Source organism: Limnobaculum parvum (assembly GCF_003096015.2).
Classification (GTDB): domain Bacteria; phylum Pseudomonadota; class Gammaproteobacteria; order Enterobacterales; family Enterobacteriaceae; genus Limnobaculum; species Limnobaculum parvum.
In genome coordinates, this window is record NZ_CP029185.2 from 2222883 (window position 1) to 2248809 (window position 25927).

Annotated in this window: 21 protein-coding genes and 7 tRNA genes; 22 read left to right on the plus strand and 6 right to left on the minus strand. The window is 45.3% G+C overall.

Annotation, left to right across the window (positions count from 1 at the left end; translation table 11 throughout):
• Both glnS and nagE read right to left on the minus strand, forming a co-directional pair.
• Entirely contained in the window at window positions 1-1668 is a 1668-nt protein-coding gene (gene glnS, locus HYN51_RS09255) for a glutamine--tRNA ligase (RefSeq protein ID WP_108899773.1), read from the minus strand.
• 249 nt (window positions 1669-1917) lie between these two features.
• Window positions 1918-3870 (minus strand): PTS N-acetyl glucosamine transporter subunit IIABC, encoded by a 1953-nt coding sequence (nagE, locus tag HYN51_RS09260; protein ID WP_108899774.1) that lies wholly within the window; start codon window positions 3868-3870, stop codon window positions 1918-1920.
• Between the two features lie 376 nt (window positions 3871-4246).
• On the opposite strand from nagE, the gene nagB reads away from it, so the two are divergent.
• From nagB to HYN51_RS09315, 11 genes are all read left to right on the plus strand, one after another.
• Window positions 4247-5047 (plus strand): glucosamine-6-phosphate deaminase, encoded by an 801-nt coding sequence (nagB, locus tag HYN51_RS09265; protein WP_108899775.1) that lies wholly within the window; start codon window positions 4247-4249, stop codon window positions 5045-5047.
• A 22-nt stretch (window positions 5048-5069) separates the two neighbouring features.
• Entirely contained in the window at window positions 5070-6215 is a 1146-nt protein-coding gene (gene nagA / locus HYN51_RS09270; protein ID WP_108899776.1) for an N-acetylglucosamine-6-phosphate deacetylase, read from the plus strand.
• A 31-nt stretch (window positions 6216-6246) separates the two neighbouring features.
• Window positions 6247-7470, plus strand: a complete 1224-nt coding sequence (gene nagC, locus HYN51_RS09275) for a DNA-binding transcriptional regulator NagC (protein ID WP_108899777.1) — start codon at window positions 6247-6249, stop codon at window positions 7468-7470.
• Between the two features lie 269 nt (window positions 7471-7739).
• Window positions 7740-9407: an asparagine synthase B gene (asnB, locus tag HYN51_RS09280; protein ID WP_108899778.1), complete on the plus strand. Its 1668-nt coding sequence runs from the start codon at window positions 7740-7742 to the stop codon at window positions 9405-9407.
• Between the two features lie 255 nt (window positions 9408-9662).
• Window positions 9663-9739, plus strand: a tRNA-Met gene (locus HYN51_RS09285).
• A 4-nt stretch (window positions 9740-9743) separates the two neighbouring features.
• Window positions 9744-9828 (plus strand) — tRNA-Leu (locus HYN51_RS09290).
• 25 nt (window positions 9829-9853) lie between these two features.
• Window positions 9854-9928: transfer RNA gene (locus HYN51_RS09295), tRNA-Gln, on the plus strand.
• A 45-nt stretch (window positions 9929-9973) separates the two neighbouring features.
• Window positions 9974-10048, plus strand: a tRNA-Gln gene (locus HYN51_RS09300).
• 217 nt (window positions 10049-10265) lie between these two features.
• Window positions 10266-10342: transfer RNA gene (locus HYN51_RS09305), tRNA-Met, on the plus strand.
• 3 nt (window positions 10343-10345) lie between these two features.
• Window positions 10346-10430 (plus strand) — tRNA-Leu (locus tag HYN51_RS09310).
• A gap of 25 nt (window positions 10431-10455) precedes the next feature.
• Window positions 10456-10530: transfer RNA gene (locus HYN51_RS09315), tRNA-Gln, on the plus strand.
• A gap of 90 nt (window positions 10531-10620) precedes the next feature.
• On the opposite strand, the gene ubiF is transcribed toward HYN51_RS09315, so the two are convergent.
• On the minus strand, window positions 10621-11811 hold the full coding sequence (gene ubiF / locus HYN51_RS09320) for a 3-demethoxyubiquinol 3-hydroxylase (RefSeq protein ID WP_108899779.1): 1191 nt from the start codon (window positions 11809-11811) through the stop codon (window positions 10621-10623).
• Between the two features lie 157 nt (window positions 11812-11968).
• Between ubiF and miaB the strand changes: the two genes are divergently transcribed.
• The 6 genes from miaB (at window position 11969) to lnt (ending at window position 17850) form a co-directional block, all read left to right on the plus strand.
• Window positions 11969-13396, plus strand: a complete 1428-nt coding sequence (miaB, locus tag HYN51_RS09325; protein WP_108899780.1) for a tRNA (N6-isopentenyl adenosine(37)-C2)-methylthiotransferase MiaB — start codon at window positions 11969-11971, stop codon at window positions 13394-13396.
• A gap of 119 nt (window positions 13397-13515) precedes the next feature.
• Window positions 13516-13707, plus strand: coding sequence for a hypothetical protein (locus tag HYN51_RS09330; RefSeq protein WP_108899781.1), 192 nt, complete (start codon window positions 13516-13518; stop codon window positions 13705-13707).
• Between the two features lie 167 nt (window positions 13708-13874).
• Complete coding sequence (locus tag HYN51_RS09335; RefSeq protein ID WP_108899782.1) at window positions 13875-14930, plus strand: PhoH family protein; 1056 nt, start codon at window positions 13875-13877, stop codon at window positions 14928-14930.
• Between the two features lie 12 nt (window positions 14931-14942).
• On the plus strand, window positions 14943-15416 hold the full coding sequence (gene ybeY / locus HYN51_RS09340; RefSeq protein WP_108899783.1) for an rRNA maturation RNase YbeY: 474 nt from the start codon (window positions 14943-14945) through the stop codon (window positions 15414-15416).
• Window positions 15417-15434: 18 nt separating this feature from the next.
• Window positions 15435-16313, plus strand: coding sequence for a CNNM family magnesium/cobalt transport protein CorC (corC, locus tag HYN51_RS09345; RefSeq protein ID WP_108899784.1), 879 nt, complete (start codon window positions 15435-15437; stop codon window positions 16311-16313).
• Between the two features lie 7 nt (window positions 16314-16320).
• Window positions 16321-17850, plus strand: a complete 1530-nt coding sequence (gene lnt, locus HYN51_RS09350) for an apolipoprotein N-acyltransferase (protein WP_108899785.1) — start codon at window positions 16321-16323, stop codon at window positions 17848-17850.
• A gap of 42 nt (window positions 17851-17892) precedes the next feature.
• Here lnt and HYN51_RS09355 read toward each other — a convergent pair whose 3' ends face one another.
• The 3 genes from HYN51_RS09355 to HYN51_RS09365 form a co-directional block, all read right to left on the minus strand.
• The gene (locus HYN51_RS09355; protein ID WP_108899786.1) at window positions 17893-18555 is read right to left on the minus strand and encodes a GntR family transcriptional regulator; all 663 of its coding nucleotides are present in this window, start codon (window positions 18553-18555) and stop codon (window positions 17893-17895) included.
• 216 nt (window positions 18556-18771) lie between these two features.
• Window positions 18772-19977 carry a mandelate racemase/muconate lactonizing enzyme family protein gene (locus HYN51_RS09360; protein WP_108899787.1) on the minus strand — a complete coding sequence of 402 codons (1206 nt, stop codon included), beginning with the start codon at window positions 19975-19977 and terminating at the stop codon, window positions 18772-18774.
• A 44-nt stretch (window positions 19978-20021) separates the two neighbouring features.
• Entirely contained in the window at window positions 20022-21335 is a 1314-nt protein-coding gene (locus tag HYN51_RS09365) for an MFS transporter (RefSeq protein ID WP_108899788.1), read from the minus strand.
• A gap of 512 nt (window positions 21336-21847) precedes the next feature.
• Here HYN51_RS09365 and HYN51_RS09370 point away from each other — a divergent pair.
• The 5 genes from HYN51_RS09370 (at window position 21848) to HYN51_RS09395 (ending at window position 25805) form a co-directional block, all read left to right on the plus strand.
• Entirely contained in the window at window positions 21848-22744 is an 897-nt protein-coding gene (locus HYN51_RS09370; protein ID WP_108899789.1) for a glutamate/aspartate ABC transporter substrate-binding protein, read from the plus strand.
• Between the two features lie 98 nt (window positions 22745-22842).
• Entirely contained in the window at window positions 22843-23580 is a 738-nt protein-coding gene (locus HYN51_RS09375) for an amino acid ABC transporter permease (RefSeq protein WP_108899790.1), read from the plus strand.
• A 2-nt stretch (window positions 23581-23582) separates the two neighbouring features.
• Window positions 23583-24266, plus strand: coding sequence for a glutamate/aspartate ABC transporter permease GltK (gene gltK, locus HYN51_RS09380; protein WP_108899791.1), 684 nt, complete (start codon window positions 23583-23585; stop codon window positions 24264-24266).
• Complete coding sequence (locus HYN51_RS09385) at window positions 24266-24991, plus strand: amino acid ABC transporter ATP-binding protein (RefSeq protein ID WP_108899792.1); 726 nt, start codon at window positions 24266-24268, stop codon at window positions 24989-24991. Before gltK ends, HYN51_RS09385 begins: the two co-directional genes overlap by 1 nt.
• A gap of 451 nt (window positions 24992-25442) precedes the next feature.
• A complete protein-coding gene (locus HYN51_RS09395; RefSeq protein ID WP_110996813.1) occupies window positions 25443-25805 on the plus strand; it encodes a hypothetical protein in 363 nt (120 codons plus the stop codon).
• The last annotated feature ends 122 nt before the right edge of the window (window positions 25806-25927 follow it).

Genomic DNA, 25927 nt, shown 5'->3' on the forward strand with positions numbered 1-25927 from the left:
TTAGCTTGCCTGTGCAGCCCAGGTATCACGTAGGCCAACGGTCCGGTTAAACACTAAATGTTCCGGTGATGAATGGCGGCTATCTGCACAGAAGTAACCTTCGCGCTCAAACTGATAAGCAAACTCAGGTTTAGCCAGTGCCAAACTTGGCTCAACAAAACCATGCACCACATTCAATGATTCCAGATTAATTGTGGATAAAAAATCCTCAGCAGCACCCGGGTTTGGCACATTAAACAGGCACTCATACAAACGGAACTCTGCGGGTAGCGCATGAGGTGCAGACACCCAGTGAATAACGCCTTTCACTTTGCGGCCATCAGCCGGATCTTTACCCAGAGTTTCACTGTCGTAATGACAATAAATAGTCGTGATATTACCCTGTTCGTCTTTTTCTACCCGTTCAGCTTTAATCACATAAGCATTGCGCAGGCGAACCTCTTTACCTAACACCAAACGCTTATACTGTTTATTAGCCTCTTCTCGGAAATCAGCACGATCGATATAAATTTCTCGGCTAAATGGTACGGCACGGGTTCCCATTTCTGGTTTACTTGGATGCGCACTTACCGTCAGCATCTCTTCATGATTTTGTGGAAGATTTTCAATCACCACTTTAACCGGATCGATAACCGCCATCGCTCTTGGGGCGTTATCGTTCAAGTCTTCGCGAATACAGGTTTCTAACGCTACCATCTCCACGTTATTGTCTTGCTTAGTCACACCGATACGGCGGCAAAACTCACGAATAGAAGAAGCGCTATACCCACGGCGACGAAGGCCAGAAATAGTAGGCATACGCGGATCGTCCCAACCTTCCACCAGTTTCTCTGTCACCAGTAAATTTAACTTACGCTTAGACATAATCGCGTACTCTAAATTCAGACGAGAGAACTCGTATTGGCGTGGATGACATGGAATAGTGATGTTATCCAAAACCCAGTCGTATAAACGACGGTTATCCTGAAACTCCAGAGTACAAATAGAGTGAGTTATTCCTTCCAGCGCATCGGAAATACAGTGGGTAAAATCATACATCGGATAGATGCACCACTTATTCCCCGTCTGATGATGGTCGGCAAATTTAATACGGTATAACACCGGATCGCGCATGACGATAAATGAGGAGGACATATCGATTTTTGCACGCAGACAAGCCTTACCTTCCGCAAACTCACCGTTCTTCATTTTTTCAAACAAAGCCAAGTTTTCTTCGATGCTGCGGTCTCGATGAGGACTATTTTTTCCTGGCTGAGTCAGAGTACCGCGATATTCGCGCATCTCTTCAGGAGATAGCTCATCCACATAAGCCAGCCCCTTGCTGATAAGTTCAACAGCGTATTGATGCAGTTGATCGAAGTAGTCAGATGAGTAACGAACCGCACCATCCCAGTGGAAACCTAACCACTCAACATCGTGCTTAATTGACTCCACATACTCGATATCTTCTTTAACCGGGTTGGTATCATCAAAACGCAAGTTGCACAGACCATGGTAGTCCTGTGCAATCCCAAAATTCAGGCAGATAGACTTCGCGTGACCGATATGCAGATATCCATTTGGCTCAGGTGGGAAACGGGTCACCACGGTAGTGTGCTTACCTGATGCTAAATCTTCATCAATAATATGACGAATAAAATTAGTTGGGCGAACTTCAGCCTCACTCATTTACTTTTTCCTCTATGCAAAAATGCAAAAACGTTCACAACATATAACCTGTTATCTTCTAACAACCGCACGCAGGACACAACTGTTAGTTGCATGAATCCCGGCTCATAATAGAACACACTGAATTAAAGAGGTTATATGCCGCATTGATGCAAACCATTTTACATTAAAATTGAGACAAATAAAAAAACGGGAAGGTTATTCACCTTCCCGTTTTAGATTTAACTACCGTCAAACAAGAATCTAATCTTATCCTTTGATAGCAAACAGCTTAGTCTGTCCGGCAACCACACTACCCGTTGCCACATCAGTGATACCCGAGAAGTCATCGATATTGCTGACAACAACTGGACTGATGATGGAAGCAGCGTGGGCTAACAGATAGTCCAGATCCAACTCCAGTACCGGGTCGCCTGCTTTCACTGTTGCGCCTTCTTCAGCCAAGCGAGTGAAACCTTTGCCATCCAGTTTAACCGTATCGATACCGATATGAACGACCACTTCAGCACCGTCTTCAGTTTCCAGACAGAATGCATGGTTAGTACCAAAAATCTTAACCAAAGTACCGTTTGCTGGCGCTACTACGATTTTGCCCGTCGGGCGAATCGCAATACCATCACCAACCGCTTTGCTGGCAAATGCTTCATCAGGTACAGCTTCCAGCGCAACGATCTCACCGGTAATTGGAGAAATCAGCGCGCTTACAGCAGCGTCTTTTTTCACTTCAACCTTTGGTTTGTTAGCTACCGCCTGAACAGGGGCCGCTGTCATTGCAGCCGCCTGAAACTTAGGGGCAACACCTGAAGCAATCACTTTACGCATGCTATCGGCAATGGATTCTGCTTTAGCGCCAACGATAATCTGAATACTTTGTTTATTTAACTTAACAACGCCCGCTGCACCTAAACGTTTAGCAGCAGCACCATCAACAAGACCAGAGTCTTTTACTGTTAAACGTAAACGGGTAATGCATGCGTCGATACCGGTCAGGTTATCGCTACCGCCGATAACGCCGATATAGCTACTGGCTAAGGCATCCAGACCTTCGCTAGTATTGCTATTATCCGGAGTGATTTCTTCTTCAGTTTCATCTTCGCGACCCGGCGTTTTCAAGTTGAATGTGCGGATAATGAAAGAGAACAGCAGGAAGTAGATCACAAATGCCACTACGCCCATCACTAACAGCATCCAAACGTTGCTGCTGGCTGCCGGTAGTTTAAACATTAGCGCATAGTCAATTGCACCCGCAGAGAAGGTAAAGCCAGCGTGGATACCCAAAGCGGTAGCAACATACAGGCTGATACCGGTCAAAATGGCGTGTACGAAGTACAGCAGCGGAGCCAAGAACATGAACATAAATTCAAGTGGTTCCGTTACACCCGTCAGGAATGCAGTTAACGCAACGGACAATAACAGACCACCAACCGCTGAACGACGCGCAGGTTTTGCAGAAAAGTACATTGCCAATGCCGCACCGGGTAAACCAAACATCATTATTGGGAAGAAGCCTGACATGAACATCCCGGCGGTGCCATCACCATTATAGAAACGGTTGATATCGCCGTGGAATACTTTACCTGCCGCGTCAGTAAATTCACCAATCTGGAACCATGCGATGGTATTCAGAACCTGATGCAGACCCGTTGGAATCAACAGACGGTTAACGAAACCGAAGATACCTGAACCTAATGCACCCTGTTCAACGATCCACTGACCACCGTTATGGATAGCCGCCTGAATTGGAGGCCAGACATAACCGAAAACAGCGGCCAGAATCAAACAGAAGAAACCTGTTGCAATAGGAACGAAACGCTTACCACCAAAGAATGATAAGAAGTCCGGTAATTTGATATCACACCAGCGGTTATAAACAGCACCACCAACCAGACCAGAAATAATACCGGCTAACACGCCCATATTAATACTGGCTTCAATGGTGACCGTTGCTTTCGTTAAAATGAAGAAACCAACTGCACCAGCCAGCGCTGCAGAACCCGCATTGTCTTTAGACCAGGTAGCAGCCACACCGATAGCAAAAATCAGCGCCAGGTTGTCGAAGATTGCCGCACCGGCTTGAGCCATAAATGCTAGGTTCAATAGATCCGGCTGACCGAAGCGCAACATTAATGCCGCTACGGGTAATACGGCGATCGGTAGCTGTAGCGATCGCCCTAGTCGTTGAAAAAATCCAAGTATATTCACCTTGTTTCCCCCTGCATGTCCTTAAAAAAGGACTTATTTTTTATACTCAACAATAAGGCGCCTACCGTACAACTCTGCCACCGTAGATAGACAAGATACAACTCACACACAATCTAATTCATAGTGTAAAAAATATATTTCGCATCGCAAATTAAAACCTCCAAATTTGTGATAATTATCACCAAAAAGATTAATATCAGGATGACAATACTAGCTATGCACCGCAACTTATTTTATCATATAAAATATCAGCTTCACACAGTATCAGAGGCGTGTTGCGTTAACGTGCGTTATAGTTATAGTCATTAATTTCAATATGTCACGTTATCCTTCACGTATGAGTATAGCCAGTGTTATGTAACCAAGAGGTTTTGGCATGAGACTTATTCCACTAGAAAGTGCAAAAGACGTTGGGTTATGGTCCGCCCGCCATATAGCAAATCGTATTAATGCGTTTAAACCAACCGCCGACCGCCCTTTTGTACTCGGTTTGCCAACGGGAAGCACACCGCTGAGTACCTATGTCCGTCTGATTGAACTCTATAAAGCCGGAGAAGTCAGCTTCAAACATGTCGTTACATTTAATATGGACGAGTATATTGGCTTAGAGAAACATCATCCACAAAGTTATTATTCTTTTATGCATAATAACTTTTTTAATCACGTTGATATTCAGTCAGGGAATATCAACTTATTAGACGGTAATGCCAGTGATGTTCAGATCGAATGTAAGCGTTATGAAGATAAAATTAAATCATACGGCCAGATAAATTTATTTATGGGCGGTGTGGGCAACGATGGTCATATCGCGTTTAATGAACCGGCTTCATCTCTGTCATCTCGTACCCGTATTAAAACACTGACGGAAGATACCCGTATCGCTAACTCACGTTTTTTTGAAAACGATATAAACAAAGTGCCAAAATATGCCTTAACCATTGGTGTTGGTACCCTGATGGATGCAGCAGAAGTGATGATTCTGGTTACTGGTCTGAACAAAGCTCACGCATTACAGGCCGCCGTTGAAGGCTGTGTTAATCATTTATGGACGGTCTCTGCTCTGCAATTACATCCAAAAGCCATCATGGTTTGTGATGAACCGTCCACTATGGAACTGAAAATTAAAACTGTTAAATACTTCCGTGAGTTAGAGGCGGAAAATATTAAAGACCTTTAAGCCACGACTGCGAGGGTGTGTGATGTATGCTTTAACCCACTGCCGGATCTATACCGGCCATGATATCCTTGATAACCACGCGGTTATCATTGCCAATGGATTAATCCAGCGTGTATGCCCGCAAAGTGAGTTACCGTCAGATATCGAAGTTCACGATCTGCAAGGTGCCATGTTGACGCCGGGTTTCATTGACGTTCAACTTAATGGTTGCGGTGGTGTCCAGTTTAACGATTCTATGGATGCTATTTCCGTTAAAACCCTTGAGATTATGCAGCAGGCTAACGAAAGGTCCGGCTGTACTAGCTATCTACCTACACTGATCACATCCAGTGATGAGATGATGAAACATGCTGTTGAGGTAATGCGTAGCTATCTTGGTAATTACAGCCATCAGGCTTTAGGCCTCCATCTGGAAGGCCCTTACATTAATGTTGCGAAGAAAGGAACGCATAATCCTGACTTCATCCGTAAGCCTGATGCAGCAATGATTGATTATCTGTGTACCAATGCGGATGTCATTACCAAAGTTACTCTGGCACCAGAGCAGGTGGACAGCCAGATTATTCGTCATCTGACTGAAGCCGGTATTATTGTTTCTGCCGGTCACTCAAATGCCACTTACGATCAGGCCCGCAGTGGATTTGCTGCCGGCATCAGCTTTGCGACGCACCTATATAATGCCATGCCTTATATTACCGGGCGCGAACCTGGTTTAATGGGCGCTATTTTTGATACGCCGGAAGTTTATACTGGCGTCATTGCTGATGGTCACCACGTTGCTTGGGCAAGTATTCGTAATGCTAAACGTCTGAAAGGCGACAAACTGGTATTGGTTACCGATGCTACAGCGCCAGCCGGTGCGAATATTGATCATTTTATTTTTGCAGGTAAACCCGTATATTATCGCAACGGAATGTGCGTAGATGAAAATGGAACCTTAAGCGGATCCGCTTTAACCATGATTGAAGCCGTCGCGAACAGCGTTCAGTTTATTGGTATACCTCTCGACGAAGCGCTTCGTATGGCATCGCTCTATCCCGCCCGGGCAATGGGTGTGTCCAACACTTTAGGCAGTATTGAAACCGGTAAGGTTGCCAATCTCACCGCGTTTACTCACGATTTTAAAATCACACAGACATGGGTCAATGGCTTATTGAAAAAACAGTAGGCATGACTCAGCGATAACAATAGAGGTAGCGATGACGACAGGTGGTCAAATTGGTAACATCGATCTGGTCAAGCAGTTAAATGGGGCGGTAGTTTATCGCTTAATCGATCAGCAAGGCCCCATATCTCGTATTCAGATCGCTGAACTCAGCCAACTGGCCCCTGCCAGCATCACTAAAATCACCCGACAACTTCTGGATCGAGGCCTGATTAAAGAAGTTGAACAGCAGGCTTCAACCGGAGGTCGTCGGGCGGTCTCTATCGTTACTGAAAACAGAAATTTTCATACCGTTGCGGTGCGTTTAGGCCGTAATAATGCCACCATTACCCTGTATAACCTCAGTGGTAAGGCGTTGTTCGAAGAACCCTACTCTTTACCGGAACGGACTCAGGAAGCGTTGGAAAAAGGCCTTTTGCAGGCCATTGCCCACTTTATCGATACCTACCACAGTAAAATCCGTGAATTAATTGCTATAGCCATCTCCCTACCCGGTTTAGTAGACCCGGAAGATGGCGTGGTGAAATATATGCCGCATATTTCAGTGTCGAATTGGGAACTGAGTAAGGTCATCCGCGAACGGTTTAATATCAGCTGTTTTATTGGTCATGATATTCGCAGCCTCGCACTAGCTGAACACTATTTCGGCGCAACTCAGGATTGTGAAGACTCAATGCTCATTCGCGTCCACCGCGGAGCTGGTGCGGGTTTTATTATCAACGGTCAAATCTTTCTGGGAAAAAACCGTAACGTTGGTGAAATCGGTCATGTTCAGATAGACCCATTGGGTGAGCGCTGCTATTGCGGTAACTTCGGTTGTCTGGAAACCGTCGCGTCGAACTTTGCCATTGAGCAGCGGGTACGTAACCTTCTCAGTCAGGGCTATAGCAGTAAACTAACCTTGGACGATTGCAGCATTTCTGCTATTTGCAAAGCGGCCAATAAAGGCGACGATTTAGCGGTTAACGTGATTGATTACGTTGGACATCAATTGGGTAAAGCAATTTCTATTGCCATTAACCTGTTCAATCCACAGAAAGTGGTAATTTCTGGCGATATTACTGAAGCACAAAAAGTTTTGTTGTCTTCTATTCAACGCTGCATTGATAATCAGGTTTTGATCAACTTCCGACAAAACTTACCGTTGGTAACGACTCAATTGGATCATCGCTCTGCAATTGGTTCTTTTGCTTTGGTAAAACGCTCGATGCTGAACGGTGTCCTATTACAGCATCTACTCGGCGACAGTAACGACTGATCTATTGTTGGTAATATACCGCTCTTTTTTCGTCCTCTCTATCACATCACGTTGTAATCAGTGTCGTGTTTTATTCATGAGCATTGCACTGAAATAAAACCTACTTCGCACTAACCTGGTGCAAATCTGCTGCTATGCTAAGAAAGTATCGCCCTGATATAAGGCGATATTTGCTCCACCACCTAATCAAAAATCTGGCTTAATTCTTGCTTAAGTTAATATGACCGAATTTAAGTAACTTCAATGACAACGGAATAAGAGAGATAACAATGTGTTCAATATTTGGTGTACTCGATATTAAGTCCGATCCGATTGAGCTGCGTAAAAAAGCATTAGAGATGTCTCGTCTTATGCGTCACCGTGGTCCTGACTGGTCCGGCGTCTATGCTTCTGATACCGCAATACTCGCTCACGAACGTTTATCCATTGTCGATGTCAATAATGGTGCCCAGCCTCTGTATAACGCAGCACACACCCATATACTGGCAGTTAACGGTGAAATTTATAATCATCAAGAACTGCGTCGTCAGCTAAAAGATAAATATGAATTCCAGACAGAGTCAGACTGTGAAGTTATTCTGGCTCTGTATCAGGAAAAAGGCATCGACTTTCTGGACGAGCTTCAGGGGATGTTTGCCTTTATTCTGTATGACAGCACCAATAACAGCTATCTGCTAGGCCGTGACCATATTGGGATTATTCCGATGTATACCGGTCATGATGAGCACGGAAACTTCTACGTCGCGTCAGAAATGAAAGCGCTGGTACCCGTTTGTAAGACCATTAAAGAGTTTCCTGCCGGTAGTTACTTGTCCAGTACCGACCATAAAATCCATCGCTATTATCAGCGCGACTGGATGGAATTTGATAATGTCAAAGACAATCCCACTGATGAATATGCGCTACACAATGCGCTGGAAGAGTCAGTAAAAAGTCACCTGATGTCCGATGTACCTTATGGGGTTTTGCTATCCGGCGGTTTAGATTCTTCGGTTATTTCTGCAATTACCAAAAAATATGCGGCTCGCCGTATTGAAGATAATGAGCGTAGTGAAGCCTGGTGGCCTCAGCTTCACTCTTTCGCCGTTGGTCTGGAGGGTTCCCCCGATCTGGCGGCCGCACAGGAAGTCGCCCGCCATTTAGGCACAGTTCACCATGAAATTCACTTTACCGTGCAGGAAGGAATGGATGCCATTCGCGATGTGATTTATCACATCGAAACCTATGATGTGACAACCATACGGGCATCAACCCCAATGTACCTGATGGCGCGAAAAATTAAGGCTATGGGTATCAAAATGGTGCTATCCGGTGAAGGGGCTGATGAAGTATTCGGTGGATACCTCTACTTTCATAAAGCGCCAAACAACAAAGAGTTTCATGAAGAAACCGTGCGAAAACTTCTGGCTTTACATATGTATGACTGCGCCCGAGCCAATAAAGCGATGGCGGCTTGGGGGGTAGAAGCTCGGGTACCTTTCTTGGATAAAAAATTCCTCGATGTTGCTATGCGTATTAATCCAAAAGATAAAATGTGCGGTAACGGTAAGATGGAAAAATATATTATTCGTAACAACTTTGAGTCTTATATTCCTGCTAGCGTGGCATGGCGTCAAAAAGAGCAGTTCTCTGATGGCGTAGGTTATAGCTGGATAGACAGCCTGAAAGCGGCTGCCGCAGAGCAAATTAGCGATCAGCAACTGCAAAATGCCAGCTTCCGCTTCCCGTATAATACGCCAACCTCTAAAGAGGCCTATTTGTACCGTGAAATTTTTGAAGCATTATTTCCACTGCCCAGCGCAGCCGAATGCGTTCCGGGCGGCCCTTCGGTAGCTTGCTCTTCAGCTAAAGCCATTGAATGGGATGAATCTTTCAAAAAATTGGATGACCCATCAGGCCGTGCCGTCGGCGTTCACCAATCGGCTTATAAAAACTGACTATCTACCAAAATGATGTGCTAACTACACACTAAAAAACGGGCCATTTCGGCCCGTTTTGCCATAAAATAAAAAACACGTCTGTCCATTCTCTCTTCAAATAGCTGCTTTTTTTGTCGCTTTTATCGACATATCGGTTATTAGCCAAACAATCAGACAAAAGTGAGCCCGTTATGAGAAAAAACTAGTTGACGATCGCAGCTCAGATACGCATAATGCGCCCCGCAACGCCGTTGAAGGTTAAGCAATTATTATGGCTACGTAGCTCAGCTGGTTAGAGCACATCACTCATAATGATGGGGTCACAGGTTCAAATCCCGTCGTAGCCACCATTTTGCGGAAGTGGCGAAATTGGTAGACGCACCAGATTTAGGTTCTGGCGCCGCAAGGTGTGCGAGTTCAAGTCTCGCCTTCCGCACCATTTTCCTTCAATGACAATGCTCGGGTGGGGTATCGCCAAGCGGTAAGGCAACGGGTTTTGATCCCGTCATCCCCAGGTTCGAATCCTGGTACCCCAGCCATTTTTTAGCTTATGTTTATAAGCTGTTTTGGAATTTATCTCCTATTGGGGTATCGCCAAGCGGTAAGGCAACGGGTTTTGATCCCGTCATCCCCAGGTTCGAATCCTGGTACCCCAGCCATTTCCTCATCTTCTTTTAGTACCCTTATTACTTTCCGCTATTTTTGATTACTATCTCATTCTTTCCCCTGTTTATTGCTCAGAAAGCCATCAATCCAATGACTTCATACCTATTCTGTCTGTTTTCCGCCTAACGAGCAGATCAAAACCTTGACGAAAACGACACATATCCGCATAATGCGCTCCTTAACGTTGTTGAAGGTTAAGCAAAAGTATTTGGCTACGTAGCTCAGTTGGTTAGAGCACATCACTCATAATGATGGGGTCACAGGTTCAAATCCCGTCGTAGCCACCACTTGCGGAAGTGGCGAAATTGGTAGACGCACCAGATTTAGGTTCTGGCGCCGCAAGGTGTGCGAGTTCAAGTCTCGCCTTCCGCACCATTTTCTTCAGCAACAATATAACTGGTGGGGTATCGCCAAGCGGTAAGGCAACGGGTTTTGATCCCGTCATCCCCAGGTTCGAATCCTGGTACCCCAGCCATTCTCTTCTCGAGTATGGTTATCCAGATATAAAAAAACTCGCATCAGCGAGTTTTTTTATATCTGAATTTCAGCCTAGTTCAGCGACGAATCACAATCCCAGCGCATATTTCAATGCCCACTGCTTCAGCTTACCGGAGCGTTGTGCCGCCATTAATGCCAGATTACGTACCAACCGCAGCGGCGGCAATGGGTTACTAAACGCCTTGTAGAATAAATCCATACCGGACTGCATCAGTAAGTTATCCGGGTAACGCCTGCGCTGATAGCGGCTTAAAACCTCATCAGAACCGTACGCCTCCCCTTTATTGCGCGCATCTAACAATACCTGCAACAGGCAATCCACATCACGATAGCCTAAATTAACGCCCTGACCTGCCAGAGGATTAATCGTGTGGGCCGAATCGCCCACTAGTACCATGCCAGATTGATAATAACGTTGAGCATGACGGCGAATTAATGGGAATGATCCGGCGACTTTCACTTTTACCGTTCCCAATCGTTGTGGGAATTCTCGCAGGACTTCTTTTTCTAACTCGACCAGAGAGAGGGATTGCAACTGACTGATGCGCGACGGTGAGTCATACCACACCAGCGAGGCATATTGCCCAAACAACGGTAAAAATGCGCGAGGGCCTGAAGGATAAAACTGCTGCCAAGTCGTATCTTGCTGAGGTTGCTGAGTCTCAACGGTTATCAACATACAGGACTGACGATATTGCCAGCCGGTCAAACCGATACCAGCAAACTTTCTTACCGCAGAATCCGCACCATCCGCGCCAATCACCAGCGGTGCACTCAAACAGTCACCATTGTCCAACATCACCTGTTTCAATTTAGCGTCAGACGTTGATGGCATAACAGAAACTAAGCGAGCAGGGCAATGTAATGTTAATGATGGCCAATGCTCAAACTGTTGCCATAAACCCAGTTGAATGAGCCGATTTTCCACCATGTAGCCCAATTCAGGCAACGACAGAGAAGCCGCATCAAATACGACTTTGGACTCGTTCCACTCCCAAGTTTCCAGCTTACGATACGGTGTGATACGCATTGATGCGATACTCTCCCATGCCCCCAACCGCTTCAGCAAATTAACCGAAGTACAACCGATGGCCGAAACCCGCACGTCAGGTTCGCTATCTGCTGAAAATGCTACCGGGCTGTCATGCTCGATTATGGCTACCGACCAGCCTTCATGTGCTAATCCGAGAGCAACCGCTGCCCCCACCATTCCACCACCGACAACAATGGCATCATACTGTTTTATCGTTCTTTTCATGCTGTTATCACACCGTGCTAATCCTTACTGTTGCAGAGTGTACCGGATTTTTACAATTCCTTCAGCGTTGAAGCGATCCTTAAGCTGGTCACGAGAACAACAAACCATTACAATACGCGCCCTGCATAGGGTTTAACCTGTACTGAGTAGCGAATCTATGACCAAGAAACTGTATATAAAAACCTGGGGCTGTCAGATGAACGAATACGATTCATCTAAAATGGCCGATCTACTGGGAAGCACCCATGGCTATCAGCTGACCGAAGATGCTGAAGAGGCGGATGTTCTATTGCTGAATACCTGCTCAATTCGTGAAAAAGCGCAGGAAAAGGTATTCCATCAGCTTGGTCGCTGGAAATCATTTAAAGACACCAGACCCGATATTATTATTGGTGTGGGTGGATGCGTGGCATCTCAGGAAGGAGATCACATTCGTCAGCGCGCACCGTTTGTAGATGTGATATTTGGGCCACAAACTCTGCATCGTCTGCCGGAAATGATCAATAAAGCCAGCGGCACTCGCAGCCCAGTGGTCGATATCAGCTTCCCTGAAATCGAGAAATTCGACCGCCTACCTGAGCCTAAAGCCGAAGGCCCTACCGCTTTCGTTTCGATTATAGAAGGCTGCAATAAATATTGTACTTACTGCGTGGTGCCTTATACCCGTGGTGAAGAAGTCAGCCGCCCCAGCGATGACATATTATTCGAAATCGCACAGCTTGCGGCACAAGGCGTGCGGGAAGTAAACCTGCTGGGCCAAAATGTTAATGCCTACCGAGGCCCCGCTTTTGACGGTGGCATCTGTACCTTTGCAGATCTGTTACGTTTAGTCGCCAGTATTGATGGTATTGACCGTATTCGCTTTACCACTAGCCATCCGATTGAGTTCACCGACGATATCATTGAAGTCTATAAAGATACCCCTGAGCTGGTGAGTTTCCTGCATCTGCCGGTGCAAAGCGGGTCTGACCGCGTGTTAAATATGATGGGTAGAACCCATACCGCACTGGAATATAAATCAATTATTCGCAAGCTGCGTGCGGCACGTCCTGACCTGCTAATCAGCTCTGACTTCATTGTTGGTTTCCCGGGTGAAACCCTGCAAGACTTCGAACAAACCATGAAGCTGATTGCCGATGTTGATTTCGATATGAGCTATAGCTTTATCTTCTCTGCCCGTCCTGGGACACCTGCTGCCGATATGGTGGATGATGTATCAGACGAAGAGAAAAAGCAGCGCCTGTATATTCTACAGGAAAGAATCAGCCAGCAAGCCATGCAGTACAGCCGCCGTATGCAAGGTAGCATTCAGCGTATTTTAGTAGAGGGGACATCCCGTAAGAGCATCATGGAGCTGTCTGGCCGCACGGAGAATAACCGGGTGGTTAACTTTGAAGGCTCCCCGGATATGATTGGCAAATTTGTTGACGTAGAAATTGTCGATGCTTATACCAACTCTCTGCGCGGTAAGCTAGTAAGAACTGAAGATCAGATGAACCTGCGGGTTCAAGCATCACCGGAAGAGGTGATTGCCCGTACGCGCAAAGAAGATGACTTAGGCGTAGGCACTTATCAGCCTCAATAAGATGCTTTTTGATATTAACACATCATGGTAAGCCGCCGCGTCTGTTTACCATGATGCCATAAAACAGCAAATTAAATCTTAATGACTATTCACGTTAATCAGGCGCAGGGAAAGTAAAAATGGGCATGATCATCATACCAACCTTCGGTTTATTGTGTATTTTGATTCTGATCTTGGGTGTACTTCTGTTTTATATCAATAAGCGCTCATCACCTGTACTCATTATTCTGTTTATTCTCACTACCATAGCCGCCTGTTCTGTTGGCTGGTTCCTCTATCTATGTATCTCGGCCACCGGTGGCGGTCACTGAGTTGTTCAATTCCCCCATAACAATGATTTCATCGAATTTATCTCAATAGTTGCGAATTTGAGATCTCACATGAATAATGATGTAAGTTATCTATAATTAAAGATAAATAGATCTGTACAAAAACCGCCCTCATTCATTATTCACATCGCGAGATTAAGAGGTACGACTTGAAGATTGATACTCTGGAAGTTTCACTGGAACCCGCAGACAACGAGCGACTGAAAAGCCTATGTGGTCCATTTGATGACAATATCAAACAGTTGGAACGACGCCTTGGTATTGAAATCAACCGTCGTGATAATCGATTTACTCTGGTTGGGAAAGCTTCCTGTGTTGAAGTTGCGAAAGATATTCTTCTCACGCTTTATGTTGATACAGCACCGATGCGCGGGATCATTCCTGATATTGAGCCAGACCAAATACATTTAGCCATTAAAGAATCCGGCGTTTTAGAGCAACTGGCTGATTCAGTACCCGAATACGGTAAAGCGGTAATCATCAAAACCAAACGGGGAATGATTAAACCCCGCACACCAAATCAGGCGCAATACATTGCCAATATTCTCGATCACGACATTACCTTTGGTGTTGGTCCCGCAGGTACTGGCAAAACCTATCTGGCCGTTGCGGCGGCGGTTGATGCGCTGGAACGTCAGGAAATTCGTCGAATATTACTCACCCGCCCTGCCGTTGAAGCGGGGGAAAAACTGGGCTTCCTTCCGGGTGATTTAAGCCAGAAAGTTGACCCTTACCTACGCCCATTATATGACGCACTGTTTGAAATGCTGGGCTTTGAACGGGTAGAAAAGCTTATGGAGCGTAACGTTATCGAAGTTGCTCCGCTGGCCTATATGCGCGGTCGTACACTGAACGATGCGTTTATTATTCTGGATGAGAGCCAAAACACCTCTATCGAACAAATGAAAATGTTTCTGACCCGTATCGGATTTAACTCTAAAGCCGTGATCACCGGTGACATCACGCAAATCGACCTGCCGCGTCATCAAAAGTCCGGCCTGCGCCATGCAATTGAGGTATTATCCAACGTTGATGAAATCAGCTTTAACTTCTTTCATAGCGAAGATGTGGTCAGGCACCCGGTGGTTGCCCGTATCGTTATTGCCTATGAAGAATGGGAAGCGGAAGACCAAAAACGTAAAGATGCACTGGCAGAGCAGCGCAAACACGAGTATCAGCATAGCGCTGAGCCCGGCGCGCTATAATTGAAGGCAGATATGGACCATGTGATTTTAGATTTACAGATAGCCTGTGAGAATACTCAGGGGCTACCTGATGAACAAGAGATTCAACGCTGGCTGGATGTAGCAGTTCTTCCTTTTCAACAAGAGGCCGAAGTCACCGTCCGTCTGGTGGATATGGAAGAGAGCCACCAGCTTAATCATACCTATCGAGGCATGGATAAGCCGACGAATGTGCTATCATTTCCTTTTGAAGCACCTCCCGGTATGGAAATGCCGCTGTTAGGGGATTTGGTCATCTGCCGTCAGATAGTAGAAAAGGAAGCGGATGAACAAAATAAGATTTTACTCGCACATTGGGCTCATATGGTTGTCCATGGTAGCCTCCATCTGTTAGGGTATGATCACATCATTGATGATGATGCGGAAGAAATGGAGTCTTTAGAAACTGAGATTATGCAAGAGTTAGGTTATCCTGACCCTTATGCCTCAGAAAAAGACGCAGTCTAACTAACTAATAAAGCATGCATGAGCGACGATCATTCACAAAATAACGATAGCCCTGTACCCAAAAAGGGCTTCTTTTCACTGATTCTTGGCCAGTTTTTTCATGGCGAGCCAAAAAACCGCGGCGACTTGGTCGAACTTATCCGCGATTCAGAACAAAACGAGCTGATCGATCCCGATACCCGCGATATGCTGGAAGGTGTCATGGATATCGCTGAACAACGCGTTCGCGATATTATGATCCCTCGTTCCCAGATGATTACTTTAAAACGTAATCAGCCGCTGGAAGAGTGTCTGGATGTGATTATCGAATCCGCCCACTCTCGCTTCCCTGTGATCAGCGAAGACAAAGACCATATTGAAGGCATTTTAATGGCGAAAGATTTATTGCCATTTATGAGTAAAGATTCTCAGCCTTTCACTATCGATCAGGTTCTTCGTCCGGCGGTAGTGGTGCCAGAAAGTAAGCGCGTTGACCGTATGCTGAAAGAGTTCCGTTCACAACGCTATCATATGGCGATTGTGATTGATGAATTCGGTGGCGTTTCCGGTTTGGTTACCATCGAAGATATTCTTGAGTTGATTGTTGGTGAAATCGAGGATGAATATGACGATGTGGAAGACCGAGATGTGCGTCAACTGAGCCGACACACCTTCACTGTCAGAGCATTAACTCCGATAGAAGAGTTTAATGAGGTTTTCTCTACCAACTTCAGTGATGAAGAGGTCGATACTATCGGTGGTCTAGTGATGCAAGCCTTTGGTCATCTACCCTCACGGGGAGAGATCATCTCTATTGAGGGTTACCAGTTTAAAGTTGCGATGGCCGATAGTCGGCGCATTATTCAGGTACACGTCACGATTCCTAATGAATCGCCACAACCACAATTAGAAGATTAATTATCACATGGCTGTAGCCCATATCTTTGACCGCCAGCGAATTCGATTGCCGCTGGCGTTAATTTTAGGTGCCTGTGGCACCCTTTCACTGTCCCCTTACGACCTGTGGCCAATGGCGCTGGTTTCGCTGTGCGGCTTGCTTGGCCTAACGCTAAACCGCTCTCCAAAACAAGCCATGTCAGTTGGTTTTTACTGGGGTCTGGGTCTGTTTCTGTCTGGTATTCACTGGGTTTACGTCAGTATTGACCAGTTTGGTGGTTTGCCAGTGCCGATCAGTCTAGGGCTGGTATTACTGTTAGCCGCCTATCTGTCGCTTTATCCGATGCTGTTTGGTTGGTTGCTGGCTCGCTTCTGGCCGAAAACGACCGTCTGGCGTCTGGCATTGGCTGCACCTGCGCTGTGGCAGGTTACCGAGTTTTTACGCGGTTGGGTGTTCACTGGGTTTCCGTGGGTGCAGTTTGGCTACAGTCAGATCGATGGGCCGTTAAAAGGTATTGCTCCACTGTTGGGTGTAGATGCCATCAATATGCTCATGGTTGCTACCAGCGGTCTGTTGGTGTTTGCCATTTGCCAACGTCGTATCCTACCCGGCGTGATTGCCGTGCTCTGCATTCTACTGCCCTGGCCTCTTAAACAGGTGCAGTGGTTTACAGAACAGCCCGAACGCGCTGTTGATATCGCTTTAGTGCAGGGAAATATCGCCCAATCCTTAAAATGGAGTCCTGACCATCTGCTACCTACACTGGAAACGTACGTTAATGAATCCAGACCTTATATTGGTAAATCGCGGATTATTATTTGGCCAGAAGCGGCAATTCCTGATATCGAATCCAGACAGACTTCATTCTTATCCATGTTGGATCGGAATTTTCGTGAGAATAACACCTCGCTGATTACCGGCATTATTGATTATCGGGCCACGCCACAAAGCTCTGATTACTACAATACCCTGATTGTATTGGGTAACCAGCAGCCTTATCAGTATGGCGGTACTAACCGATACAATAAGCACCATTTGGTTATCTTTGGCGAATATGTTCCTTTTGAATCTATCCTTCGCCCACTGGCCGCTTTCTTTGATTTACCGATGTCATCAATTAGCGAAGGGAATTATCTGCAAGCTCCAATTGATGTTGCCGGATATAAAATCACCAGCGTTATTTGCTATGAAGTGATCATTGGTCAGCAGGTAAGAGATAACTTCACGCCAGATACCGACTTTCTGTTAACCATTTCTAACGATGCTTGGTTTGGTGACTCCATCGGCCCACTCCAGCACTTCCAAATGGCGCGGATGAGAGCATTAGAATTGGGTCGTCCAATGCTGCGTGGTACCAACAATGGTGTGACTGCTGCCATTAATGCCAACGGTGATGTTATCGACCAAATTCCACAGTTTAAACGTCAAGTACTGGACGTTACGGTAGCACCAACCGCAGGGATAACACCTTATGCTCGTTGGGGTTCATTACCAGTCTGGTTAATGACGTTGCTACTGGCCGGTGGCTCTTGGTTGCTATCTCGTCGTTCAAAATAGAATGCTTTGGTGGGCTACAGATTCGTGATTTCCGTAGCCCACTTATTCTGCAACATCACTCAATAAGCGTTTAGCGCGTACGGTAAAACCACTGTCGATATGCTGTTTAAGTATACGGCATGCCTGCTCTGAATCATTGTTTCCCAATCCCTCTACAATCTCCTTATGCTCCTGAATCGATCGGGTTATATATTCCTGAGAAAAAGTGAGTCGGTTACGCATAGCTAATACCTTGGTAGTGGTATTGCGATGCATATCCATTAAATAAGGATTATTGGCAAATTTGAGCAATGAGCGGTGAAAAGCAATGTCCAAAGCCAGATAAGCATCACGATCGGGCTTTAACAAAAAAGGTTCACAACGTTGAATATTCTGCTGAAGCTCAGTAAGCAATTTTTCACGATTTTTATTTAAAGCACTGTGAATCGCACACGTTTCAAGGGCAATTCTTAATTCACTAATATTATCAATTTCTTCCGAAGTCAGGCGACAAATGAAAGTGCCACAACGCGGTCGAATTTCAATTAAATGTTCAGAACAGAGGCGTAGTAATGCTTCACGGACAGGGGTTTTACTCAGCCCAAACAGTTCGGAAAGTTGGCTTTCCGTCACCTGCTGTCCAAATTCAAACTCACCGGAAATAATCATCTGGCGTATTTTATCCGCCGCAATTTCAGTTAACGTTTTGGGGATATCTAAATGCATAGTCCGACCTCGCTGTAGCTATCTTGCCAATGATTGCTATGTTTCAGCCTTGAAACCGTCCGACCAGCTGGATCGCCAAGACCTGTAACCCAATATCTTCTCATCAGTCAAACAGGCGAATCATATACTATGCAATAAGAAAATATAGCGATGGCATCATACTTTTGCCAGAATCAGCGCCCCGCCCGAGGGATCCAGACGGGGCTGATAACAGGACTAAGCCGTAATCGTATAGGCCAGATAATCTTTCACGATGTCCTCATTAAGCTCCTGCCCCAATCCTGGCAGATCGGGGATGGAATAATAACCGTTAACCGGTTGATAATCGTTGGTGCAAAGTTCACGGATACAGGCTTTCAAACCGTGAGTATGGTGCTCATGAATAATGAAGTTAGGAATAGCGGCTTCCATGTGCAGTGATGCAGCCATTGATACCGGCCCACCACAAACGTGAATTTGAACCGTCGCATCATAAATATTGGCATAATCACAAATCTTCTTACCTTCGGTAATGCCTCCGCATAAACACAAATCAGGCTGTACTACAGCCACACTCTGCTTCTCAAATAATTCACGGTATCCCCAACGGGTATATGAGCGTTCCCCCGTAGCGACAGGAATATTGATACTACGAGCAACCAGCGCCATGTTATCGCTGTTGAGCGGATGAACCGGCTCTTCATAGAAGAAGATATTATATTTCTCAATGGCTCTGGCAAACTGAATGGCGGAGTTGGTTCCTAATAGAGAATGAATTTCAACGATGATATCCACATCAGGCCCAATCGCCTCACGCATGGCGGCAATACGCTCCTCTCCCATACGTAATTGATCGGTAAGTAACAGACCGAAATAGTTCTGGTTAATCTCCCAATCTAACGGTGGCCCTCCATTGCGATCGACCTGTAGTGGATCGACTTTTATGGCGGTATACCCCTCCGCAACCGCTTTCCGTGCCGCATCGGCATACTGTTGCGGTGTGGTTAGCATCTGAAAGGTATCGCTCCAGCCGAACTGTAACTGACTGGCATAAGCACGTAATCTCTCGTTGGTCTTACCTCCCAGCAGCTGATAGATTGGCGCATTCAGCACTTTGCCTTTGATATCCCATAACGCAATATCAATGGCACTCATACCGGCATAGAAGACATTACCGCCCCCCATACCCCAGAACGTTGCTCGAAACAGATTTTCCCAAATAGCCTCTGATTTCATGGGGTCTTTTCCAACGATTCTCGGCGCTAAATCACGCAGAATACCGACGCCGGCTTTTGCCCCTGCACCATAAGCCAAACCCACTTCGCCAATACCGCTGATACCGGCATCGGTGTTGATACGTACCATCACCGGATTAAAACGAGCCATTCTCGGATCCCGGCGATTAACCTCACAATCAAAAATTTCAACGCTGGTAATTTTCATACAACTCTCCGTCCTATCATATAAATAGCGGGTTACAGGGGAATTTATGCCGTTACAGCTTTAGCCACTTTTGCCTTCACCTGAGGAATTCGCATGGTGATTAGCAATACGCTGGAGATAACACACAGGATCGCTTCCACCACAAACACACCATAAGAACCATAGGATTTAGCCACGTACCCCAACCCTAAATTGGCGAAGAATCCCCCTAGGCTTGAGCACGAATTAATGACCGCAATGCTGATGGCTAATCCAGCGGGCGACAGCAACATGGAAGGAATGGCCCAGAAAGGACCGTAATAACTGAGAATACCGACACCAAATAGCACCATGCCGAACATCCTAATCGACATAGAATCCGCGGTCGCTATCACCAAAAATGCAGCGCCGGCCAGTAGCATAGGTATTGCAGCATGAAATTTTCTTTCACCCTGCTTATCGGAGTGAGCGCCCCATAGAGGCATCGCAAACATGGCGCACAAGAAAGGTACTGCCATGATCAAGCCCACATGAGTATCCGTTAGGCCAGGGGCAAATCCCTTTACCTGCCCCGGCAACCAGTAATTACTGGCTTGAGAAGCCGCCTGAACAAACATATAAACAAATGACAGACGCCACAAAATCGGGTTACGGATAATCTGTAAAAACGTCATTGAATGACCCACGGGCTGCCCCTGAGTCTCCGTTTTCAATTCCGCAATCAACCATGATTTTTGTTTGTCTGTTAGCCAATGCGCATCCTGAGGACGATCATACAAAACATAAAATGTCAGGACACCAAGCAAAACGGTAGGTATTCCTTCAATGGCAAATAACCAGCGCCAACCCGCATGATCAAAGAAATTAGCGTGTTGAATAATCCATCCAGACATGGGCGCTGCCACCACGGAAGAAACGGCTATTGCCATCATAAACAACGCCGTTACACGCGCGCGCTCTTTGGCAGGAAACCAGCAGGCGAGGTAGTAAATCATCCCGGGAAAGAAACCGGCTTCAAACACTCCCAACAGCAAACGTGCCGCCAGCAGGTGCTCAAAACTTTGGGCAAAAAATAACAGTGTTGTCACCCCGCCCCATGCAATCAGAATGAAGCCAATCCATCTTCTGGCCCCTAACTTCTGAATCATTATGTTGCTGGGTATCTGGCAAACCAGATAAGAGATAAAGAATACCGATGCAAGTTGTCCAAACTGAACGCTGGAAATCCCCAGATCGACATTCATTTGTAAAGCAGCAAAACCGATATTAACGCGGTCCATATAGTTGAAAAAGTAGAGAATAAAAGCAAAAGGAATGATGTGTCTGCCTATAGTTTTTAATGTCTCCCTGCCGATCTGAACATCCGTTGGTCTCTCCATACCTCACTATCCTCATTCTTATTGTCAGGAAATGAGGTACCAAACTAATAGAAAAAATGTTCCAGCGCTTGAGCTGATATATGATATCTCAGTACATCATATATCAGCTCAAATATTGACCACTTGCGTTTTGATATTTATCTCTGTTCCCCATCATCTCCCAGTGAGTTTTACCCACCCCCTATCTTTTAAACAAAAATTTAACATACCTAAAACTTGGCACGTACCTTGCTACATACCTATTGAAGCCGGATAAAAGGTGAAAATAATCCTGAAATTTCCGGTTGTTAAGGATAAATTGCACCAATAAAGTGCAAATTTGCACTAAAAGCAAGCATATATGTGAATTCGCTCACTAATGGTGCAAATTGCTGGTAAACAAGGTGTTAATTGTTTTACACAAGCACAGCATTAAACTACATTTTAATTACATCATTGGCGGTCTTTAGACTGACTGATGGGCAACAAAAAACGGTTACAACATCATACTGATAATAATGAAGGAGTAAGTCATGCAATTACGCAAGTTGGCACTATCGCTCGTTTTAATGGGTCTGACAAGTACGGCGCTCCACGCAGAGGATTTGGACGGTACTCTGAAGAAAATCAAAGACACGGGAGTCATCACCGTTGGTCACCGGGAATCTTCTGTTCCTTTTTCTTATTATGATAATCAGCAGAATGTTGTCGGTTATTCACAAGACTACTCCAACCTAATTGTTGACGCAGTTAAAAAGAAACTGAACTTACCAAACCTTCAGGTCAAATTAATTCCAATTACCTCTCAAAACCGTATTCCATTGTTACAGAATGGTACTTTTGATTTTGAATGTGGCTCAACCACCAACAACTTGGAGCGTCAGAAGCAAGTTGACTTCTCTAACACCCTGTTTGTGGTCGGTACCCGTCTGCTGGTCAAAAAAGATTCTGGTATCAAAGAGTTTGCCGATCTGAAAGATAAAAATGTCGCGGTAACTTCAGGTACCACTTCAGAAACAATCCTGAACAAACTGAATGACTCCGACAAATTAAACCTGAAAATCATCAGTGCTAAAGATCATGGTGATGCATTCCGTACCATGGAAAGTGGTCGTGCCGTTGCCTTTATGATGGACGATGCATTGCTGGCGGGTGAAAGAGCAAAATCGAAGAAACCAGATCAGTGGGAAATTGTTGCCAAGCCACAATCTTATGAAGCCTACGGCTGTATGCTGCGTAAAGACGACGCTCAGTTTAAAAAGCTGATGGATGAAACTATTGCTCAAGCGCAAACCTCTGGCGCGGCAGAAAAATCTTACGACAAGTGGTTTAAACAACCTATTCCACCGAAGAATCTGAACATGAACTTCGAACTGTCAGAAGATATGAAAAAGCTGTTTAAAGCACCGAACGATAAAGCCCTGAACTAACAGAGTTACATCGCAGTTATCGGCTCTAGGTTGGCTCCCTTTACGCTGAATTGAGCGTAAAGGGATGTCGATAAAAAAGAAATAATAAGGGCTACGTTATGTTTGGAAATTGGAACTGGGGAATATTTTTAGAACAAGCCCCCTTTGGGAATGCTACCTATCTAGACTGGCTCTGGGCCGGTACTCAGATAACGATAGCACTGTCCATATGCTCATGGATTTTGGCATTTATTCTGGGATCGCTGTTTGGTATTTTACGTACCGTTCCTAACCGTGTGCTTTCCGGAATAGGAACGCTGTATGTTGCACTATTTCGCAATGTGCCGCTAATTGTTCAATTTTTTATCTGGTATCTGTTGGCACCTGAGTTATTACCCGCATCGGTTGGTGATTGGTTTAAAGGCGAGTTGGATCCTAATATCCAGTTTTTTATTATCTCAGTCTGTTGCTTAGGTTTTTTTACCGGTGCCCGCGTATGTGAGCAGGTCAAAACAGGTATTCTAACGCTTCCTCGTGGACAAAAAGGTGCGGCCTTGGCATTAGGATTAACCCTGCCTCAGGCATATCGCCACGTACTGTTACCTAATGCTTACCGCATTATTATTCCACCGTTGACCTCTGAAATGCTTAACATGGTGAAAAACTCTGCCGTGGCATCGACTATTGGTCTGATTGAACTTTCTGCACAGGCGAATAAGTTGCTGGAATTTACTGGCCGCTCTTATGAGTCTTTCTTCGCTGTTACTGTTGCTTACGTTCTGATTAACATTGTGGTTATGAGACTGATGAAGCTGGTAGAGAAGAAAACCCGTCTGCCTGGCACCTTTGGAGGATAATGATGCTTGAATTTGACTGGAGTACCATTATTCCAAACATGCCTTATCTGCTGGAAGGCATGTGGGTCACCCTAAGAATTGCAGGCAGTGCGATTATATTTGGTATAGCTTGGGGAACTGCATTAGCGATTTTCCGCCTTGCTCCACCGCCATTTCGTTGGATTAGTTGGATTGCCGCAGCTTACGTTAATACTTTCCGCTCAATTCCTTTGTTCATGGTTCTGCTGTGGTTCTATCTGATTGTCCCTCAACTGCTGCAAACATTTTTAGGGTTATCACCACAAACAGATATTCGCTTTATCTCTGCCGTTATCGCCTTCTCACTGTTTGAAGCGGCTTACTATTCGGAAATTATTCGTGCTGGTTTACAGAGCGTTGCCAGAGGGCAAAACTCCGCCGCACTGGCATTAGGCATGACGCCGTGGCAATCCATGCGTTTGATTATTCTGCCTCAAGCATTTAAAGCCATGACGCCGCTCCTGCTGACTCAGGGCATCATCCTGTTTCAAGATACATCCTTGGTTTACATTATTGGGGTCGCGGATTTCTTTCGTAGCGCCAACAACATTGGTAAGACTTCCGGCACCGAAATTGAGATGGTTTTATTTGCTGGTTTCGTCTACTTTATTATCTGTTTATCCGCCTCTTTACTTGTAACTTATTTGAAAAAAAGGACGACAGTTTGATGATTTCCTTAAAACATGTTTCTAAATGGTATGACCGTTTTCAGGTGTTGTCAGATTGCACAACCGAAGTGAACAAAGGTGAAGTGGTCGTAGTTTGTGGCCCTTCCGGTTCAGGTAAATCTACCCTGATTAAAACCGTTAACGGCCTTGAGCCAATTCAGCAAGGCACTATTTTGGTTGATGGTATTGCGGTTAACGATCCTAAAACCAATTTGGCACAGCTACGCGCTCGGGTTGGGATGGTGTTTCAACACTTTGAATTATTTCCACACCTGTCAATTATTGAGAACCTGACGTTGGCGCAAATAAAAGTACTCAATCGCAGTAAAGACGAAGCGCAAAAGAAAGGGTTAGCCCTGTTAGATCGCGTTGGATTGACCAGCCATGCTAACAAGTTTCCAAGCCAACTTTCTGGTGGGCAACAACAGCGTGTCGCCATTGCCCGAGCGTTGTGTATGGACCCAATTGCCATGCTGTTTGATGAACCGACTTCCGCTCTCGATCCTGAAATGATTAACGAAGTTCTGGATGTTATGGTTGAACTGGCTTACGAAGGGATGACCATGATGGTGGTTACCCACGAAATGGGTTTTGCCAAAAAAGTAGCGCACCGAATCTTGTTTATGGATGAGGGCAAAATTATCGAAGACACCAAAAAGGATGACTTCTTTAATAATCCTCAATCCGATCGCGCTAAAGATTTTCTGGCAAAAATTCTGCACTAAGATTGATATTCAATATCTAAAGGCTCTGCTATTTGCAGAGCCTTTGTACCATCAATCTACAACTCTATTGATGAACAGCACATTAAACTCTGTATAATCACCCCACATTGATACTCTCCCTGTCTCCCTTTATTATGCAACGCGCTAATTAATGATTGTGATTCTTTATGCAGACTGAACTCTCTATCCTATATCGTGCCATGCAACAATTTTTGCTTTACTCGCTCGCTGCAGCAGTATCAACCGGAATGATGTTTCTCGACGTTACGTTGGTAGGCAATCAGTTGGATGAGCTCTCCTATGTCGAGATTTCTCAAGAAATAATGTTATTGATCAGCATAGTATTATTTCTGAGACTAGCATGGAAAAGTATTGATATCAGATCCTCGAGTGTACTGATAGCGGGCTTTTTAGCTGTATGCTTGTCCGCGAGTTCGATAGTGTTTTAGATATGATCCATCACGGATTCTGGCTTTATCCCGCGCTACTGGTTACTGCTATTTGTCTGCTTTATGCCTCTTTCAATATCAAAAATACATTGGTGCAGTTAGCTAATTTTACATGCTCACCCAACTATGGTTTTATGATCTCCGGTCTGGTGTGTATCCTGATTTTTTCCCGACTGTTTGGCATGAAATACTTATGGTACCACCTGCATCCAGAGCAGCCTCATTTCTTAATGTATAACGTCAAAGCTGCCGTTGAAGAAGGCGCGGAGCTATTTGGCTATTCTCTCTGTCTGATTGCTAGCCTGTTTTACTATTATGAGCATCGTTCACCTCGGATAAACCTACCTTCTGAGCCTCATAACTGAAGGCTTCCCCTTCTCTTAGGATAAATAATTAACATAAAACTCATTTACATGCTTTTGAGTATTGTTGAGGCCGACGCTTATCGGCTATCCTATGGGGATCTATTTCCCAATTGCAGATAAAT

Excerpts from the sequence above, each read along its gene's own strand:
- asnB (WP_108899778.1), top strand. The coding sequence starts at position 7,740 with ATGTGTTCAATATTTGGTGTACTCGATATTAAGTCCGATCCGATTGAG.
- glnS (WP_108899773.1), bottom strand. The coding sequence starts at position 1,668 with ATGAGTGAGGCTGAAGTTCGCCCAACTAATTTTATTCGTCATATTATT.
- nagA (WP_108899776.1), top strand. The coding sequence starts at position 5,070 with ATGTATGCTTTAACCCACTGCCGGATCTATACCGGCCATGATATCCTT.
- HYN51_RS09395 (WP_110996813.1), top strand. The coding sequence starts at position 25,443 with ATGATCCATCACGGATTCTGGCTTTATCCCGCGCTACTGGTTACTGCT.
- HYN51_RS09360 (WP_108899787.1), bottom strand. The coding sequence starts at position 19,977 with ATGAAAATTACCAGCGTTGAAATTTTTGATTGTGAGGTTAATCGCCGG.
- nagC (WP_108899777.1), top strand. The coding sequence starts at position 6,247 with ATGACGACAGGTGGTCAAATTGGTAACATCGATCTGGTCAAGCAGTTA.
- HYN51_RS09375 (WP_108899790.1), top strand. The coding sequence starts at position 22,843 with ATGTTTGGAAATTGGAACTGGGGAATATTTTTAGAACAAGCCCCCTTT.
- HYN51_RS09355 (WP_108899786.1), bottom strand. The coding sequence starts at position 18,555 with ATGCATTTAGATATCCCCAAAACGTTAACTGAAATTGCGGCGGATAAA.
- nagB (WP_108899775.1), top strand. The coding sequence starts at position 4,247 with ATGAGACTTATTCCACTAGAAAGTGCAAAAGACGTTGGGTTATGGTCC.
- gltK (WP_108899791.1), top strand. The coding sequence starts at position 23,583 with ATGCTTGAATTTGACTGGAGTACCATTATTCCAAACATGCCTTATCTG.
- HYN51_RS09385 (WP_108899792.1), top strand. The coding sequence starts at position 24,266 with ATGATTTCCTTAAAACATGTTTCTAAATGGTATGACCGTTTTCAGGTG.
- HYN51_RS09330 (WP_108899781.1), top strand. The coding sequence starts at position 13,516 with ATGGGCATGATCATCATACCAACCTTCGGTTTATTGTGTATTTTGATT.
- ubiF (WP_108899779.1), bottom strand. The coding sequence starts at position 11,811 with ATGAAAAGAACGATAAAACAGTATGATGCCATTGTTGTCGGTGGTGGA.
- HYN51_RS09370 (WP_108899789.1), top strand. The coding sequence starts at position 21,848 with ATGCAATTACGCAAGTTGGCACTATCGCTCGTTTTAATGGGTCTGACA.
- HYN51_RS09365 (WP_108899788.1), bottom strand. The coding sequence starts at position 21,335 with ATGGAGAGACCAACGGATGTTCAGATCGGCAGGGAGACATTAAAAACT.
- ybeY (WP_108899783.1), top strand. The coding sequence starts at position 14,943 with ATGGACCATGTGATTTTAGATTTACAGATAGCCTGTGAGAATACTCAG.
- lnt (WP_108899785.1), top strand. The coding sequence starts at position 16,321 with ATGGCTGTAGCCCATATCTTTGACCGCCAGCGAATTCGATTGCCGCTG.
- corC (WP_108899784.1), top strand. The coding sequence starts at position 15,435 with ATGAGCGACGATCATTCACAAAATAACGATAGCCCTGTACCCAAAAAG.
- miaB (WP_108899780.1), top strand. The coding sequence starts at position 11,969 with ATGACCAAGAAACTGTATATAAAAACCTGGGGCTGTCAGATGAACGAA.